At 63.5% G+C, this 16,867-nt stretch carries 16 protein-coding genes; 12 read left to right on the top strand and 4 right to left on the bottom strand.

Annotated elements, in window-relative coordinates; translation table 11 throughout:
* Positions 1-20: 20 nt before the first annotated feature.
* From ROI90_RS16680 to ROI90_RS16640, 9 genes are all read left to right on the top strand, one after another.
* Entirely contained in the window at positions 21-224 is a 204-nt protein-coding gene (locus tag ROI90_RS16680; RefSeq protein ID WP_315999499.1) for a hypothetical protein, read from the top strand.
* Entirely contained in the window at positions 218-502 is a 285-nt protein-coding gene (locus tag ROI90_RS16675; RefSeq protein ID WP_315999498.1) for a hypothetical protein, read from the top strand. The genes ROI90_RS16680 and ROI90_RS16675 overlap by 7 nt, the downstream gene beginning before the upstream one ends.
* A 5-nt stretch (positions 503-507) precedes the next feature.
* Positions 508-1,380, top strand: a complete 873-nt coding sequence (locus ROI90_RS16670) for a cbb3-type cytochrome c oxidase N-terminal domain-containing protein (protein WP_315999497.1) — start codon at positions 508-510, stop codon at positions 1,378-1,380.
* A gap of 96 nt (positions 1,381-1,476) precedes the next feature.
* A complete protein-coding gene (ccoG, locus tag ROI90_RS16665; RefSeq protein ID WP_315999496.1) occupies positions 1,477-2,886 on the top strand; it encodes a cytochrome c oxidase accessory protein CcoG in 1,410 nt (469 codons plus the stop codon).
* Positions 2,887-2,982: 96 nt separating this feature from the next.
* Positions 2,983-3,444, top strand: coding sequence for a FixH family protein (locus ROI90_RS16660; protein WP_315999495.1), 462 nt, complete (start codon positions 2,983-2,985; stop codon positions 3,442-3,444).
* A 52-nt stretch (positions 3,445-3,496) separates the two neighbouring features.
* Positions 3,497-4,255, top strand: a complete 759-nt coding sequence (locus ROI90_RS16655; RefSeq protein ID WP_315999494.1) for a sulfite exporter TauE/SafE family protein — start codon at positions 3,497-3,499, stop codon at positions 4,253-4,255.
* Between the two features lie 52 nt (positions 4,256-4,307).
* On the top strand, positions 4,308-5,207 hold the full coding sequence (locus ROI90_RS16650; protein WP_315999493.1) for a universal stress protein: 900 nt from the start codon (positions 4,308-4,310) through the stop codon (positions 5,205-5,207).
* Between the two features lie 32 nt (positions 5,208-5,239).
* Complete coding sequence (hemF, locus tag ROI90_RS16645) at positions 5,240-6,178, top strand: oxygen-dependent coproporphyrinogen oxidase (protein ID WP_315999492.1); 939 nt, start codon at positions 5,240-5,242, stop codon at positions 6,176-6,178.
* A gap of 111 nt (positions 6,179-6,289) precedes the next feature.
* Entirely contained in the window at positions 6,290-6,976 is a 687-nt protein-coding gene (locus tag ROI90_RS16640) for a hypothetical protein (RefSeq protein WP_315999491.1), read from the top strand.
* Positions 6,977-7,204: 228 nt separating this feature from the next.
* Here ROI90_RS16640 and hemA read toward each other — a convergent pair whose 3' ends face one another.
* Positions 7,205-8,461: a glutamyl-tRNA reductase gene (gene hemA, locus ROI90_RS16635; protein ID WP_315999490.1), complete on the bottom strand. Its 1,257-nt coding sequence runs from the start codon at positions 8,459-8,461 to the stop codon at positions 7,205-7,207.
* A 554-nt stretch (positions 8,462-9,015) separates the two neighbouring features.
* Between hemA and ROI90_RS16630 the strand changes: the two genes are divergently transcribed.
* Entirely contained in the window at positions 9,016-11,976 is a 2,961-nt protein-coding gene (locus ROI90_RS16630; RefSeq protein ID WP_315999489.1) for a Tn3 family transposase, read from the top strand.
* On the opposite strand, the gene ROI90_RS16625 is transcribed toward ROI90_RS16630, so the two are convergent.
* Positions 11,953-12,642, bottom strand: coding sequence for a hypothetical protein (locus ROI90_RS16625; protein ID WP_315999488.1), 690 nt, complete (start codon positions 12,640-12,642; stop codon positions 11,953-11,955). The two genes, ROI90_RS16630 and ROI90_RS16625, sit on opposite strands and share 24 nt — an antisense overlap.
* A gap of 87 nt (positions 12,643-12,729) precedes the next feature.
* Complete coding sequence (locus tag ROI90_RS16620; RefSeq protein WP_315999487.1) at positions 12,730-14,016, bottom strand: tetratricopeptide repeat protein; 1,287 nt, start codon at positions 14,014-14,016, stop codon at positions 12,730-12,732.
* Positions 14,017-14,403: 387 nt separating this feature from the next.
* Here ROI90_RS16620 and ROI90_RS16615 point away from each other — a divergent pair, with 387 nt between their 5' ends.
* Both ROI90_RS16615 and ROI90_RS16610 read left to right on the top strand, forming a co-directional pair.
* On the top strand, positions 14,404-15,252 hold the full coding sequence (locus ROI90_RS16615) for a hypothetical protein (RefSeq protein WP_315999486.1): 849 nt from the start codon (positions 14,404-14,406) through the stop codon (positions 15,250-15,252).
* Positions 15,253-15,262: 10 nt separating this feature from the next.
* Positions 15,263-15,877: a hypothetical protein gene (locus ROI90_RS16610; protein ID WP_315999485.1), complete on the top strand. Its 615-nt coding sequence runs from the start codon at positions 15,263-15,265 to the stop codon at positions 15,875-15,877.
* Positions 15,878-16,125: 248 nt separating this feature from the next.
* On the opposite strand, the gene ROI90_RS16605 is transcribed toward ROI90_RS16610, so the two are convergent.
* The gene (locus tag ROI90_RS16605; protein WP_315999484.1) at positions 16,126-16,824 is read right to left on the bottom strand and encodes a hypothetical protein; all 699 of its coding nucleotides are present in this window, start codon (positions 16,822-16,824) and stop codon (positions 16,126-16,128) included.
* Positions 16,825-16,867: the final 43 nt, after the last annotated feature.

Here is a 16,867-nt window from a genome sequence, read left to right as displayed (position 1 = left end):
CCCCTTTTCAGTGCCAGACCATGGACAAGAAAGTATTGCAATCTATTGCCGGGGTCGAGATATACCCGCTCATCTCGCTGGCTATCTTCTTCCTGTTTTTCCTGGGCCTGCTCGTGTACGTGGTGCGGGCCAACCGCCAGCACCTGCGCGAGATGAGCGAAATGCCCCTGCGCGCCGACGACGAAACCCCGCAACCGGCCCTCGGCCCCGACGTGCTATGCTAGCCAGACGCTCCCTCCTGATGACGGCCACGGGCCTGCTCACGAGTTACCTGGCCGCTGGCCAAACTCCGGCCACCGCGCCCGCGCCCTCGGGCTCGGATGCACTGTTTTGGGTGCTGGTGGGCGTACTGGGCCTCGTGGCGCTGCTGGTTGTAGTCGTCGGCACCTCCGTGGCCTCGGCCACCAGCAGCCCCTACTGGCAGCAGCAGCGCGCCGCGCCGGAAGTGGCCACCCACCCGTCCTCTTCTACCTCCACGAAGCCAGAAGCCGCCGCATGTTAACCCATTTGACCCGAAAGACCGGGCCGCTGCTCCTCGCCGGCCTACTACAGGCAGGCGCCGCCGTAGCCCAGGAGCCGGCCGCCGCGCCGGCCAAGACGGGTGGCCCCGACACCCAGGAAATGCTGTTTTGGTTTTTGCTCAGCACGCTGGTGCTGGTGCTGCTGGTGTTTGCCTTGCTCTTTACGATGATAGTCGTCAAGCTCAAGCCACAGCTGCGCAAACTCTACGAGTTGCCCACGGTGCACGACACCTGGAGCGGCAAGGTGGTGGGCCTGCTGGTCGGTGACACCCGCCTGGTGAACGGGGAACGCAAGGACGAGCTGATGGGCCACGAGTACGACGGCATCTCGGAGTACGACAACGACTTGCCGCCGTGGTGGAAGTACGGCTTTTACTTCACCATCGTGTTTGCCGTGGGCTACATGGGCTACTACCACGTGGCCAACGCCGGGCAGCTGCAGCTGGCCGAGTACGAAACCGAGATGCGCCAGGCTACCCTGCTGGTGTCGGCCGAGGCCGACGACCCCAACAAGCTTACGACCTACACGGCCCTCACCGCCCCGGCCGACCTGGCCGCCGGCAAAAGCATTTTCGCCACCAACTGCGCCCCCTGCCACGGGGCCAGCGCCGAGGGCAAAGTGGGGCCCAACCTCACCGACGAGTACTGGCTGCACGGCGGCGAAATCAACCACGTCTACAAAACCATTAAGTACGGCGTGACCAGCAAGGGCATGGTGGCTTGGAAGGGCAAGCTGGCCGGCAAGCAGATTCTGCAAGTGGCCTCCTACATCCAGTCGCTGCAAGGCTCGAAGCCGGCGGGCGCCAAAGAGCCGCAGGGCGAGAAGGAAGCCGGCGGCAAGCCCCTGGCCAGCAAGTAAGGCCCGGCACCGCAAACCGGCTGTTGACGAGTTGACCGACCCCGGCCGGCCGGTTGGCGCCGGCGCACCGGAGCACACCACTAATTTACCACCCCAATGGCCGCTATCAACTATCAGCCCGACGACGACTTTCGCACCCACATTGCGACGGTGGATGGCGAAGGCAAGCGCATCTGGCTGTATCCCAAGAAGCCCAGCGGCCGGCTCTACCGCGCCCGCAAGTGGATTAGCTACGGCCTGCTGGCCTTGCTCTTTGCCGGCCCCTGGCTGCGCATTCACGAGCTGCCGGTGCTCATGCTGAACCTGCCGGCCCGGAAGTTCATCATCTTCGGCCAGATTTTCTGGCCCCAGGATTTTTTCATTCTGTTGGTAGGGGCGCTGGCGTTTGTGCTGTTCATCATCCTGTTCACCATCGTCTACGGCCGCCTGTTCTGCGGCTGGGTGTGCCCGCAGACCATCTTTCTGGAGATGGTGTTCCGCCGCATCGAGTACTGGCTCGAAGGCGACGGCCCCCAGCAAAAAGCCCTGGACCGGGCCGACTGGACCTGGAACAAAATCTGGCGCAAAACCAGCAAGCACACGCTGTTTCTGCTGCTTTCCTTTCTGATTGCCAACACCTTCCTGGCCTACATCGTGGGCTCGGACGAGCTGGTGAAGATTATTACGGACCCGCCCGCGGCTCACCTGGGCGGACTGGCGTCAATGGTCGTGTTCACGGGCGTGTTCTACGCCGTTTTTGCTCGCTTTCGCGAGCAGGTGTGCACCATCGCCTGCCCCTACGGCCGTCTGCAAGGCGTGTTGCTGGATAAAGACAGCCTGGTGGTGGCCTACGATTACAAGCGGGGCGAGCCGCGCGAGAAGCTGCGCAAAAACCAAGTGCGCCTGGCTGGGGACTGCATCGACTGCCACCAGTGCGTGCAGGTGTGCCCCACGGGCATCGACATCCGCAACGGGGCGCAGCAGCTGGAATGCACCAACTGCACGGCCTGCGTCGACGCCTGCAACCACATCATGGAAATGGTGAACCTGCCGCTGGGCCTCATCCGCCACGCCTCGGTCAACGACATTGCTCAGGGCACGCGCTTTCGCCTCACGGGCCGCATGAAAGCGCTATCGGGGGCCCTGGTGGCGGTGCTGCTGGGCCTCACCTTCCTGTTGGTGTCGCGCTCCAACGTGGAAGCCACGGTGCTGCGCACGCCGGGCCAGCTGTTTCAGAAAACCGCCCACGGCACCATCACCAACCTCTACAACATCTCGGTTATCAACAAAACCAATCACCCGTACCCCATCACCCTGAAGATGCTGGAGCCCGCCGGCGGCACCATTGCGCTGGTCGGCAACGACGGGCTGAAACTACCAGCCCAAGGCATCACCGAGGGCGTGTTCTTCGCTGAGTTGCCCAAGTCGGCGCTGCACACCACCAACCAGAAAATCCGCATCGGTGTGTTCAGCGGGGGCCAGTTGATTACCGAAACCAAAACCAAGTTCCTCGGGCCGGTGCAGTGAAAAGTAGCGCGGACGCCGCGAGTCCGCGCCCGCACCACACCCGAACGAAATCCGCCCAGGCGCGGACTCGCAGCGTCCGCGCTACAATTCAACCCCATGACCACTACCCGCCGCAACCTTTGGCCCTACGCCATCATTGCCACTTTCGTGCTCTTTGCTGCCTACATCGGCTACATGGTGCAGCGGGCCATGCGCACCAACGTGGACCTGGTGAGCGCCGACTACTACCAGCAGGAGCTGGCCTACCAGCAGCGCATGGAATCGGTGGCGCGCACGGCCGCGCTGCCCGCCCCGGTGCGTGTGGCCTACGAACGAGCTTCTCAGCGCCTTACCCTCCAACTGCCGCCCGCCTTGGCCGGGCAGGCGGTGCGGGGCACGCTGTACTTCTTCCGGCCCTCCGACCAGAAGCTGGATTTCCGGCTGCCCTTTTCGCCGACCGGGGACTCGGCGCGGCAAGAGCTGAACACCAGCCGGCTGCTGGCGGGCTACTGGCGGCTGCGGCTGGATTTTACGGCCGGCGGCCACCAGTATTTTGTGGAAAAGGAGTTATCCATCTAACTCTTGGCCAGGGCGTTCGCGCCGGCGTCTTTGTATCTTAATAATACGCGGTATGATGCTTTGGGCAGGCTTTCTATTTGGGTTGCTGGGCAGCTTCCACTGCGTGGGCATGTGCGGGGCCATTGCGCTGGCGCTGCCGGGCGCGGGTGGCTCGCGCAGGCGTTACGTGGCTGGGCGGGTGCTCTACAACCTGGGCCGCGTGAGTACCTACGCCGCGCTGGGCGCTGCAGCTGGTGCGGTGGGCCAGGGTCTGCGGCTGGCGGGCTGGCAGCAGGGCTTGTCGGTGCTTTCGGGCGCGCTGATTCTGCTGCTCGTGGCCACACCCGAGCGGTGGCTGGGCCGGGCCGCTGCCTTTGTTGATTTGGATGTGGTGCTGGCTAAAGTTAAAAGCCGGCTGGCGTATTACTACCAGCAGCCCTCGCTGGGGGCGCTTTATGCCACGGGTCTGCTCAATGGGTTGCTGCCCTGCGGCTTAGTGTATTTGGCGCTGGCCGGGGCCCTGAGCGTGCCGGGCGTGGCCGGGGCAGCGGGCTACATGGCCCTGTTTGGTCTGGGCACGCTGCCGCTGATGCTGGCCTTGTCGCTCACTGGGCAGCTGGTGCCACTGGCGTGGCGGGGGCGGCTGCGGCGGGCCGTGCCCGTGCTGGCCACCGTTATGGCGGGGCTGTTCATTCTGCGGGGGCTGGGACTGGGCATTCCCTACGTGAGTCCGCAACTAGGTGGCTCCGAACGCGTTGCCGCAGGCCAGCCGGCTACGGTGCATTACTGTCACGGCCCCGCCGCGGCCGCTCCAACTGAGCAGTCCAAATAGTTATTCTCGCATTGTCCTACCGTTTTCAACCCGCGCCCACCAGCTCTTCGCCATGCAAACCATTCTCGTGCCTATTGATTTCACGGCGTCGTCCGAACACGCGCTGGTGTACGCCAACAAGCTGGCTTTGCGCCTGCCCGCCGAAATTGTGCTGGTGCACAGCGCCGCCGACGGCCCCCTCACGCCCGAACGGCGGGCGGACCTGCTTCACCGGCTGGAGGCCTTAGCCGAACGCCTGCGCTACCGGCAGCTAACCCGGCAGAGCGGCCGGCGCATCAACTACTATTACCACGCGGGAGATGGGCTCTCGGCCGAAGGCCTGCAAGTGCTGGTGGCCGGTTTCAACGCCGACTTGGTGGTGGCCGGCCTGGCTCTGGCCGATTGCGCCGAAGCGCAGGCCGCTGGCGCACCCCGCGCCCTGTTGCCCGAGCTAGTGAGTTGCCCCGTGCTGCTGGTACCGCCCGGCCGACATGAGCTGCCCGCCCGCGTGGTCGTGTCGGGCGACTTTACCCGGCTGGCCAGTCGGCACCTGAGCCCGCTTCCGGGCTTAGTGCGCCCATCCGGGGCGCACTTCGACCTGGTGCAGTTCTACGGGGCCGGCAGCGCGGGCCTCGCGCCCCTAAAAAAAGGCGTGCTTGCTGCGCGCAGCCGCTTTGCTGCGGCCGCGGTGCACCTGCTGCCTGCCGAGGACGAGTTGGAAGACCTCAGCGAATTCTGCGAGCAACAGGCGGCGCAACTGCTGGTGGTAGCTACGGCCGACGGCTGCCTGGTGCGGCGCTTCTTCAATCCGCACTATGCCAAAACCAACGCCTACCACTTGCGCATTCCGGTGCTTGTGCTGGGCACCAGCACCGAGCCCACGGCAAGCTGCTGCGCCCAATGCAGCCTGCGCAAAGCAGCCGAAGCCCGGCTGATAGCTGGGCCGCACCTTGAAAAAGCATCGGCAAGCTGAGTGCGCGCCACCCTGACAACCCACTTTATCAAATGACTATTTCCCTGCCCTTGCCCCCCCAAACCTTCCCTGCATCCGCCCGCGCCACCGTGGAGGCGTGGATGCGCCAGTTTCAGGACTGGCTGTGCCAGCAGCTGGAAGCCGCCGATGGCGGCGCCACCTTCCGCGAGGATGCGTGGTCGCACGAAGGCGGGGGTGGTGGACGCACCCGGGTTATCGGTCCGGGAGCAGTGCTGGAAAAAGGCGGGGTTAACTTCTCGGCGGTGTGGGGCCGCCTGAGCGAGGCCGCCGCGCGCCAGCTGCTCATGCCCGACCCCACTTACTTCGCCACCGGCGTTTCGGTGGTGCAGCACCCGCGCAGCCCGATGGTGCCCATCTCGCACATGAACGTGCGCTACTTTGAGGCCGGCAACGGCGAAGCCTGGTTCGGCGGCGGGCTGGACCTAACCCCGATTTACGTGAATGAGGCGCAAGCGCGCTGGTTTCACCGGGAAATCAAGCAGGTGTGTGACCAGCACCACCCGGCCTACTACGCCCGCTTCAAGGAATGGGCCGATGAGTATTTCTACCTGCCCCATCGCCAGGAAACCCGGGGCGTGGGCGGCATCTTCTTCGACCGACTTACAGTGGGGCCGGACGGCACTTTTGACGAGCTGTTTGCCTTCATGAAAGCCGTGGGCGAGGTATACGGCCGCACCTACTGCGCCCTGATGCGCCAGAACCGCGACCTGCCCCACGGCGCCCGCGAAAAGCACTGGCAGCAGGTGCGTCGCGGCCGCTACGCCGAGTTTAACCTCGCCATCGACCGGGGCACCCGCTTCGGTCTGGAAACCGGGGGGCGCACGGAAAGCATCCTGATGAGCCTGCCGCCCCAGGCCGAGTGGCACTACAACCTCACCCCGGAGCCCGGCTCGGCGGAGGCCGACACCCAAGCCTGGCTGCGCAAAGGCATCGACTGGCTGGCTTCCTGACCCTTCACCCACTCCCCGCTCCGACAGCGCCAGCCCCTCGACCGAGCTCGGCCACACTTTCTCCATCGGCCGCCTCATCCAGTCTGGCCAACAGCTCAATTATCACCTCACATGCGTCTTCAACAACTTTTGTCCGTCCTGGCCTTGCTGGTAACCTCCTGCGGCGACGTTAAAAATCCCAATGGCATGCCCGCCAAGCCCACCGGCCAGGGCCAGCCGCAGGTACTCACGGCCGCCAGCACACCCAAGCCCGACTCGGCCGCCGCCAAAACCGAAAATCCGGTCATGCCTGCCGATACCTCCGTGACCGGCGCCTGGCTTATCCTCGACGGCAGCCTGCGGGGACACGACGCGGCCACCCTCAATCAACTGCTCGACCCCGAATACGGCCTGTGGGTACTGGAGCAGGCCGGCGGCGTGCCACTCGTGACGCGGGTGGCCGACGTGCGCCGCTTCCGCGACCAGCACCAACAGCCGCTTTTCGCCCTGGACAAACAACTCATGACCTGCGCGGCGCCCAAGCCGGTGGCCAAGCTGCCCGCTGCGGCCTGCCCCGCCGGCACCTTTGCCGAAGAGGGCTGCTTCGTAGGGCCATCCGCGCCGTTTCGGGCGCTGGATTTCTGGAAAACCGCGGCCATCAAAGGGGGCAACCGCAACCAGGCCCAGGCCGCCCAGGGCCGCTGCGTGCGCGGGGTGCTGCAAACCCGCACCGGCTACCAGTTCCACTTCTCGAAATCGGCCGGCGTGGGTGGCCGCTGGCGGTTGGTGTTCCTCGACCTGCGCGGAAAGTGCCGGTAAAGGAAGCGCTGGGCCGCCGGGCTACCAGCTCACCGGCCCGATATAGCGCCTGTCGGGCCGTTTTCAAGCGTTAGCAGGCCCGACGGAGGCTGTCTGAGCTGGCTTGCAGAAACCGGCTCAGCCCCGTGCGCCCGCGCTGGGACTGCTTGCCTCCCGCACAATAGGCTCGAAGCGGCACAGACGGTGGCGCTTGCAGCCTATGCGGTACCGGGCCGGCTATCCGCTCCGTTAGGCTTTCAACACAAATAATTCGGTGAGCGCGGCAACCAGCTCGTCGGCCTCGCCGCGCTGGCAGGCGGCTTTAAGTTGCAGCACGGGTAGCTTGAGAAACTTCTGGGTCAGGGCCTGGGTGGCTTGGTCGAGCCGCCGGGCTTCGGCGGGGCTGGCCTTTTTCTGAAATCGGGCCAGCTCCTGTTGCCGCAGCTGCTCCAGGGTATTTTTCAACTGCTGAATGGCCGGCGACACATGCAGCTCCCGGCTCCGTTCCCGCAGGCCGGCTACGCTTTCAGCAATGATGGCCCACACCTGGGGCACGGCCGCCAGGCGCCGGCTCAGGGCCGCCGAGGCTTGATGCTGGATGGCGTCGATGTTGTAAACCAGCACCCCCGGCACGTGCTCGGCGGCGGGGTCCACGCTGCGCGGCACCGAAAGGTCGATGAAGAACTTAGGACTCAGCACCTCTAGGCCGGCCACCAGCTCCCGGGTGAACAGGGGCACCGGCGCGGAAACTGAGGAAATAATAACATCGGCCTGCCGCACGCCGTCGGCCAGGTCCGCAAACTCAAGGACCTTCAGGCCGCGCACCGCGGCCAGCGCCTCGGCCCTGACGCGGGTCCGGTTGCAGAGCGTGACGTGCGTAAAGCGCCGGCTTTTGGCGAAGTGGCGGGCCACATCGGCGCCAATTTCGCCCAGCCCCACAACCAGCACCCGCGGCGAGGGCAGGTCGGCCGTCAGCGCCTCCACCAGTTCCAGGGTGGCGGAGGAAGTGGAGGCTGCGCCGTCGCGAAAAGCCGTTTCCTGCTGCACCCGCTTGTTGGCCGCGAGCACCGCGTGGAGCAGCCGGTGCAGAAACGGCCCTGCCGCCGCCGCCGCCACCGAACGGCGGTAGGCCAGCTTCACTTGGTTGATAACCTGCAGGTCGCCGACAACCTGAGCATCCAGCCCCAAGGCTACCTCGAAGAGATGTTGCGCGGCGGCCCCGGCCGTTGTAAAGTGCTCAAAGTACGAAGCGTAGCCCCGGCTGCTGGCGCAGCCTTTGGTGTGACCCAGCGCGTCAATGATGGCTATCTGTTGGTCGTCCTCGGCCGTATAGTACACTTCCGTGCGGTTGCAGGTGCTCAGCACCAGCAGGTCGGAAAGGCCCAACTCCTGTTGAAGGCTGCGCTGTACTTGCTCACATTCCAACTCATTCAGCGCCAACAGCTCACGGATGGCTAATGGCGCCTTTTTATAGGTAAGGCTGAGGGCCTTGAAGGAGTTAGTCATAGGAAACGGCAACCAGAAAAGCATAAACACACCCACCCTGGCGCGGTACCGGATTGCCGGATTCCTGCCGCAAAAGAGCAGGAGCGCTAGCCGGGATGAATGGGTCAAAGTTCCGGGGTAGGTGCTGCTTGGCCCATGAGTTTCATCAGACCAGGCCATGATTATCGTCAAGCGTGCGCAATGGCGGTCCATCGCCCTGACCTGGAGTGTTGCAGCTTTTGTCAGTGATTGGTCCGTCTGTGCCTCATGCAGTGGCTCTCAAACTTCTCCGCGTCGGGGCATGGGCGTTGTGCGAGCAGTGACATTAAGAGCGTGTTTGGATTTTTCTTAATCACTTTAAACCGTCCTGCTCATCTGGCGTTGTCAATCAATCGACATGACGAAGTGGGAGAATTGCCTCGACAAGCGAACGCCAGATGAGCAGAATGTGTTTTTTTAAATTCACAAACACGCACTAAGTGAACAGAAAGGGCTGTGTAGATGGCTGCTAATTAGGCTGGTATCGGCGCGATGGAACGGAATCATCATCTTTAGCTACCAATTGCTCTACCCCCATGCCTCGTCGTTCCATATTATCGGCAGCGGAACGGGAGCAACTCCTGGCGCTGCCCGAAAGCCCGGAGGAGTTCATCCGGCAATACACCTTTAGTGAAGCCGACCTGTCGCTGATTCACCAACACCGTGGTGTGGCTAACCGCCTGGGCTTTGCTGTGCAACTTTGCTACCTGCGGTTTCCGGGGGTATCATTGGCAGTGGAGCAATTGCCGGCTTCGTCGCTGCTGGCTTTTGTGGCCACCCAACTGAAGATTTCGGTAACAGAGTGGGCCGTGTATGGCCAGCGCGAGCAAACCCGGCGCGAACACTTGCTGGAACTGCAAGCGGCTTTTTCGATTCAGACGTTTGGCTTACCGCACTACCGGGCCGCCGTGCCGTGGCTGGCCGAAGTTGCCCGGCAAACTGACAAAGGCGTGGTGCTGGTGCAAGCCTTGATAGGGCACTTACGCCACCAGGGTGTCCTGTTGCCCGCGGTCACCGTTCTCGAACGTCTCAGCGCGGAGGCCTTAACCCGGGCTAATCGCTGGCTTTACCAGACGCTGACCGAGGACCTGACCTCGGAAACCCGGCAGGCGTTGGAAAACCTGCTCACCCGCCGCGAGGGCAGTACCCTGACCTGGTTGGCGTGGCTGCGGCAAGCCCCCGCCGCCCCCACTTCGCGGCAGATGCTGGAACACCTGGCCCGCTTGGCGGCGTGGCAACAGCTGGGGCTGCCGGCGGACCTGGCACGGCGGGTCCACCAAAACCGGCTGCGCAAAATCGCCCGGGAAGGAGGCCAGATGACTCCGGCCGACTTGGCCAAATTCGAGCCGGTGCGTCGCCTGGCCACGCTGGTCGCCCTGGCCCTGGAAGGCACGGCCACGGTGCTGGACGAACTGCTCGACTTGCACGACCGCATCGTGGGGAAGGTGTTCAACGCGGCCAAACACAAGCACCAGCAGCAGTTTCAGGCCTCGGGCAAGGCCATCAACCAGCAGGTGCGCCTGTTCGGGCGCATTGGGCAGGCCCTGCTCACGGCCCGCGCCACGGGCACGGACCCGTTCGCGGCCATCGAATCGGTGCTGCCGTGGGAGGAATTCACCGCCAGCGTGGGCGAAGCGCAGCAACTGGCTCAACCGGCTGATTTTGATTTCCTGCACCGGGTAGGCGAGCACTACGCCACGCTGCGCCGCTACGCCCCCGCGTTTCTAGCCGCCCTGCCGCTGCGGGCGGCCCCGGCCGCGAAACGTCTGCTGGCCGCGCTGGACGTGTTGCGCGAGCTGAACACGACGGGCGCCCGCAAGCTGCCGGCCGATGCGCCGACGGCCTTCATCAGCAAGCGCTGGCAGAAGCTGGTGCTGACGGACCAAGGGCTGGACCGCCGCTACTACGAGCTATGTGCCCTGGCTGAACTCAAAAACGCGTTGCGCTCGGGCGATATGTGGGTGCTGGGCTCGCGCCAGTTTAAGGACTTCGAGGAGTACTTGGTGCCGACGGAACCGTTTGCCGCCCTACTTCAGGCCGGTGAGCTACCCTTGGCCGTGGAACCGAACGGGGAACGGTACCTGCAGCAGCGCCTCGCGCACCTGACCCAACAATTGGAAACAGTTAACCGCCTGGCCGCAGCGGGTGAGTTGCCGGATGCCAGCCTGACGGCGGCCGGCCTGAAAATCATGCCCCTCGATGCGGCCGTGCCGGACGCGGCCCAGGCCCTGATTGAGCAGGCAGCCCGCCAGCTTCCCCACGTCAAGATTACGGACCTGCTGCTGGAAGTCGACGAGTGGACCGGGTTCAGCCGCCACTTCACGCACCTGAGAACCGGGGCCCCGACCAGAGACCCGGCCTTGCTGCTCACCACCCTGCTAGCCGATGGCCTGAACTTGGGCCTGACTAAAATGGCGGCATCCTGCCCCGGCAGCACCCACGCCAAACTTTCCTGGCTGCAAGCCTGGTACATCCGCGATGATACCTATTCGCTGGCCCTGGCCGAGCTGGTCAACGCGCAGCTGCGCCACCCCTTCGCGGCCCACTGGGGCGACGGCACGACCTCTTCGTCGGACGGGCAGCGGTTCCGGGCCGGGGGACGCGCCGAGAGCACCGGGCACATTAATCCCAAATACGGGGCCGAGCCGGGCCGGCTGTTTTATACCCACGTCTCGGACCAGTACGCCCCCTTTAGCAGTCAGGTCATCAACGTCGGCGTGCGCGATGCCACGTATGTGCTCGACGGGTTGCTCTACCACGAATCCGACCTGCGCATCGCCGAGCACTACACCGACACGGCCGGCTTTACCGACCACCTGTTTGCCGTGATGCCGCTGCTGAGCTACCGGTTTGCCCCCCGCATCCGCGACCTAAGCGACACGAAGCTGTATATGCCGCCGGGCTCCCCGGCATACGAGGCCTTGCAGCCCCTGCTGGGCGGGACGCTCAACGTGCGCCACGTCCTGGCCCATTGGGAAGAAATCTTACGTCTGGCCACGTCCATTAAGCAGGGCACCGTGACGGCCTCGCTCATGCTGCGCAAGCTCGGCAGCTACCCGCGCCAGAACGGGCTGGCCGTGGCCCTGCGCGAACTGGGCCGCATCGAGCGGAGCCTGTTCATTCTGGACTGGCTGCAAAGCGTCGACTTGCGCCGCCGCGTGCAGGTGGGGCTCAACAAAGGCGAAGCCCGCAACGCACTGGCCCGGGCCGTGTTCTTCCACCGGCTGGGCGAAATCCGGGACCGGGGCTTCGAGCAGCAACGCTACCGGGCCAGCGGCCTGAATCTGCTCACGGCTGCCATCGTGTTGTGGAATACGGTGTACCTGCAGCGTGCCGTGCAGGCCCTGCGCGCCCACGGCCATAACGTGGACGAAGCGCTGTTGCCCTACTTATCACCGCTGGGTTGGGAGCACATCAACCTGACGGGCGACTATTCGTGGCGTACCAAGCGTGCACCCGGCAAATTTCAGCCTCTACGTCCCCTTTCCAGGTCTTAACGTGCTATTTATTCCGTTTTCTGAGATGACCCCGTAGTGCGCGAATGTGTACTGCCGGTGGTGCAGATCCTGAACGAAATCATCCACGTCATCCAGGCACTGCAGGCCGATGTGCACATGACGCAGGCACGTCAGCAGCGGGGTGCTGGGCTGGGACCGGCCGCTGAGGCTATCGAGGGCGTGTACCATGGCGTAGCAAGCGGCGGACTTGCCGGCGGCCAGCTCCTCGAACATAGCGGCGGTGAAAGCAGGCCGGGTGGCGGCCAGGGTCTTTTCCTGGCGGTTGCTGCCGGCGTACTCCCGCTTGCACTGGGCGAAGTGGTTCCAGAACGGATCGGCTTCCGGAAACAGCGCGCTCAGGCCCCGGATGGCGGCCTCGTAGACCGCGCAAAACTCGAAGATGCGGCCGGTAGCGGCGGCCGAAAGCGGCTGGTGGCCGGCCTGATCCAGCACCTGGTCGAACTCGACCAGAAAGCGGAAGTACAGGTAGCCGTACGCGGATAGCTGTTCCAGTTGCTGGGGTGTTACCGGCCCGTAGGCAGGAGCCAGCAAATGAGGCAGGCGCAGGTAGAGCGCGTGCTTGCGCAGCAGGTCGGGGCTGGTCAGCGCCTGTTGGATGTCGGGGCTGACGGGCAGGCCCCGGACGATTTTCTCGAGCAGAGACATAGCAATGACGGAAACGTGAGACAAGCGGGCCACCGGCCGGACGACCGGGTGCAGCAGGCAAAGCACAGACAGGGAGCGGGAGGGCAGTTAGCGGGCCGAGTAGCCGGCGGGCAGGGTATCGGTCAGACGCGTCGCGCGGTGCTCGCGCAGGAAGGCCTTGGCCGTCGTGTACATCGGGGAGGAGCGGTCGGCCTGCTTCAGTACGACCTGGTAGTAGTGGTGGGCGGCGCGCAGGTCCCGCTGCGATTCGGCAATGCGGGCCAGGTTGAAATTCGCGTAGAGGTAGTAGCCGCCTTTGGTCATCTCGGCCATTTCCGAGAACACGATGCAGCGCTGGTAGTAGTCGCGGGCCTTGGTCAGGTTCTTGTATTTGGTCTGCTGCAGGAAGCCCAGGTAGTAGGTGGCGTAGCGGCCGCTGAACGACTCGTAGCCCGGTAGCCCCTGGTTAAGCTTGTCGAGGATGTTGAGGCTGATCTGCTCGCACTCGCGGTACTCGCCCTGGTTGAAGCTCAGCAGCGCGTAGTAGCGTTGAAAGTAGGCGTTGTCGGGATAGGCCTTTGCCAGCTGCCGGGCAATGACCAGGGCGCCGGCCTCGTCATTCTCCTTCGGGCTGGCCAGGATCTTCATCAGAAAATACCGGGCTTCGGCCCCGGTATAAAAGCCGTTTTCCGCCGTGGAGCGCAGCTGCTGCAGGCCCAGTGGCCGGTTGCCTTTGGGGAAAAAGAGCAAAATCGGCCGCAGGAAGGGGTAATCATCGGCCACGGATACGGCGTAGTAATTAAACAGGGCCGTACCGAAGAGGAATTCCGGGCTCAGGCCGTTGGCCTGCTGGCTGCGCTGCACGTAGTCCAGGGCCCGTTTGCTGTAGACGGTGGCCAGGCGCAGGTCGCGGCGCTCGGCGTGCAGACGGGCGGAAAATCCGTACGCGGCCGAGAGCAGAAAGCTGGCTTCGTAGTTGTTCTGATCAGCCTCATAGAGGCGCTCTCCTTTCGTGATGGCCGAATCCATGTAGGCGTAGAAGACCTTGTCGTACTGCCGGTTGGTTACGTTGCTGGGCATGATTTTCCACCACTGGGTCAGTCCCATCAGGAAGTAGGGCATCGGGTGCTCAGGGTAGCGCCGGCGCAGGCTGCGGAACTGCTTCTCGGCCCGATCATAGTGGAAATTGTAGAGGTTGTGCATGGCGCCCTCCAGTTCCAGCTTGATATTCTCATCGAGCAGCAGCCAGCCTTTGGTGTCGGCGGCCGCGGGGGCCACGTCCACGTTGGCCAGGTGCACCTGGCGGCTCGTGTCAGCGGCGGGGACTTGTTGGGCGGGAGCCTGCAGCGCGCACAGGAGCCCGGCCAGCGCGAGAGTGTGACGAATGATGCGCACGGGAAACGGTAGAATAGTAGTGGAACAACACGACGGAAAGCGGATAGGTGTGCGTGCTGAAAGCGGGGGCACCTGAACGGCGTACCGAAAAAGTGCAAAGGGCAGTAGCGGGGATAGACATCCGGAGCGAGACGAGGCAAAACACTTCGCCCGACGGAGTGACTGAATGCAAAACTATTTAAAAGCTCGCCAAAACGTAATTTTAATTTCAGCTCCGGAGCTGCAATGTAGGGCAATCCGCTCAGAAGAAGCGCTGTACTGGATGGAGAGGCTTTGGGGGAGTGTACGGCGGCAAGGTACAAAGTGTTGTGATTGATTACAACACTTTGTACCTTGCTTGCGTAAGAATCCCCGGGTCCGCTACTGGACCGCTTAATCTACCCATCCATGGTTACCGATAGTGTTCTATTTCAGCGTTACCTATTCCCCGATGAGCAGGAGGTTCGCTGGCAGAGTCGCATCCTGCTTACCCGGGCCGGTGAGCCGGGCCGCGAGCAGAGCCGCGTGTTGATCGTGGCCGAATGGCCGCGGCAGGATGACGGTACAAGGGTCGCACTACCGCAGTTGCCCGACGTACTCGAGTCCCTGGCCACCAAGCTGGGGGATTATTTCAGCCTGCAGGCCACCCGGTTTGAGTTGCTGCTCAGCCGGCAGCCGATTCAGGCGGGCATGCTCCGGCTGGACCTGCTCCAGCAAGTGAGTTTCGACGGCACGGAGCGGCAGGAATTCTGCCTGATACGTTATCGTCGGCCCCGGCTGCTGCCGGCGGCGGAAGCGTTGCGGCAGGCCTGGCCGGACGCCTTTCTACCGGTGGCGCTATCTTCGGGGCTTATCCCACTCCCTATGCCGCGTAAACAAGTTCCTCATCAGTCCCCTGCGTCCCTGCAGGAAATGCCGGATCTGGAAGCCATCCTGACGGCGCACCGCGTCTCACTGCGCAAAACCCGCGAACAGTTGGGCATCGTGGACATGCGGACGCTGAAAGCCCGGCTGGCGGAGCCCGGCCGCCTGACCTGCGCCCAGGTAGACCAGCTGGCCCAGTTGCTGGGACGTCCCGCCAGTGAGCTGCTGGCCTGGGTACTGACTGTTGCCCTGCCGCCGGCGGAAATGACGCAGCTGCCGGTGCAGGGCCGCGAAATCACCTGCGCCCAGCTGAAGCTGGTGGGCGAGCTGGTGGGCATCCCGGTGGATCAGTTGTTGCAGCGTATTCTGAGCGTCCACATCCTCCCTTCCTAGTCCTAGTCCCATGATCACGTACTTGATCCCAGAAACCCCCCTCGATATGCTGCTGCAGGTAGGAGCTCCTTACCCCTATTCCCGACCACTGAGTATCCCTGCCGGCGAGGAAGGGGCCGTGGCTTACCTGCCGGCAGATGCCGCAGACGAACTGTTGCAACTCGTGTATTTCACGCCCCTGCCAGAGGAGGACAAGCTGAGCTGGGCGACCCACGAGCTGAACATCACCATCTACCAGGGGCGCCGGCGGTTGACGCACCTGGTCACGCAGATCGACGGGATGTGCGTCTTCGATGCGCTGCCGCGCCTGCCACTAGTAGCGGATGCGCACCTGGAACGCTGGGCGGCCGGTAAGGGCCGTAACGTGCTGTTAATCTTGGTTGATACGCATTCCGGGCGGGTATGCGCCCTGCGCGAGGTAACTGCCGAAGCAGAGTGGGCCCGGGCGCTGCGCGCCGCCGTGACCACCCAGATGGAGGAGTTGCCGGCCGCGCAGATCCCGCTGGCCGCGCAGGAAGATCAGCTCATCCCCCTCTGGCAGATGATGGTAGCCGGCACGATGCAGCTCAAGAGCAGCCCGGGCAATCGGCCCCTGCCGCCGCTGCTGCAGACGTCACTGAATTAAGCTTTCGCTTACCGTATTCTTCTACGCACGAAAAGCCCCGCAGCAGCCATGCGGGGCTTTTGTTGTTTGTTTGGTTGTGGAAAAGGTCGTAGGTGCGGGGATCGGGAATGAAGTTCGCCGGCTGTCAGCTAAGCTGATCTCCACGCGAGTGGATGTCTGCTCCGGTGAGGCAAAGTAAACCGATTGGTCGCAAGGAACGATGCCGGATCGCTCCCATTATGCTTTCCCGCATTCCCATTTTGGAGCACCTATTCGACCTTTTCCACGGCTCTTTTTCTGGGGCTGGACGAGCGGGAGGATTTTTTTTCAAGCATATCCAGGACGGTATCAATGCCGGTCCGGCGCAGGAAAATGCGGTCGCCGGTCGTGAGCAGTTCCTGCGGTGAGTAGGGACCGGCCAGGTATTCCTGGAAAAACTCGGTGGGCAGCACGTAGCTGATATAGTAGAGCCCCGTGGCCGTGTGCTCATAGACGCCGTAGCGGTTTTCCTTCGACGTGAGCAGCTTCAAGTCCCGCATCCGGAGCGCGGAGTCCGTGGGTAGCGAGCTGAACTGCCGGTACATCTGATACTGGTCTTTCATGGAACGGAACATGCCCCACCAGCGGGGCTGCAGCGACGACCAGGCGACCGGCACGCCGTCGGCTTTGCGCACCAGGTAGTCGGGTTGCATGATGCCTTCGAGCACCCAGCCCTCTTTCGGGTAGGTGGGCGTCCACAATTCACCCGTTACCAGATTCAGCTGGGCGGCAAGGGGACCATTGTTGAACACGTCGAGCCACCGGCCCGGCTCCGCTTCCAGCTGCCAGCCCCGCATGGAAGCAAACGCGTGGAGGGGCTGATCCAGCACCAGGTGGGAAGCGAAGGAAAGGCCGGCGGGGGCATCGGCCTTCTGGACGAAGTAACAGGTTGTGTTGAAGAGGGTTCGGTAGCCAGATAACGGAGGCATAATCGCGGAATTAAATAGGGGCAGTGGGGAGAAAAATAAGATG

It is taken from the genome of Hymenobacter endophyticus (assembly GCF_032464715.1).
Lineage (GTDB): Bacteria > Bacteroidota > Bacteroidia > Cytophagales > Hymenobacteraceae > Hymenobacter > Hymenobacter endophyticus.
The sequence above is the reverse complement of the archived record's forward strand: the minus strand, read 5'-3'. Positions and strand labels throughout refer to the sequence as shown.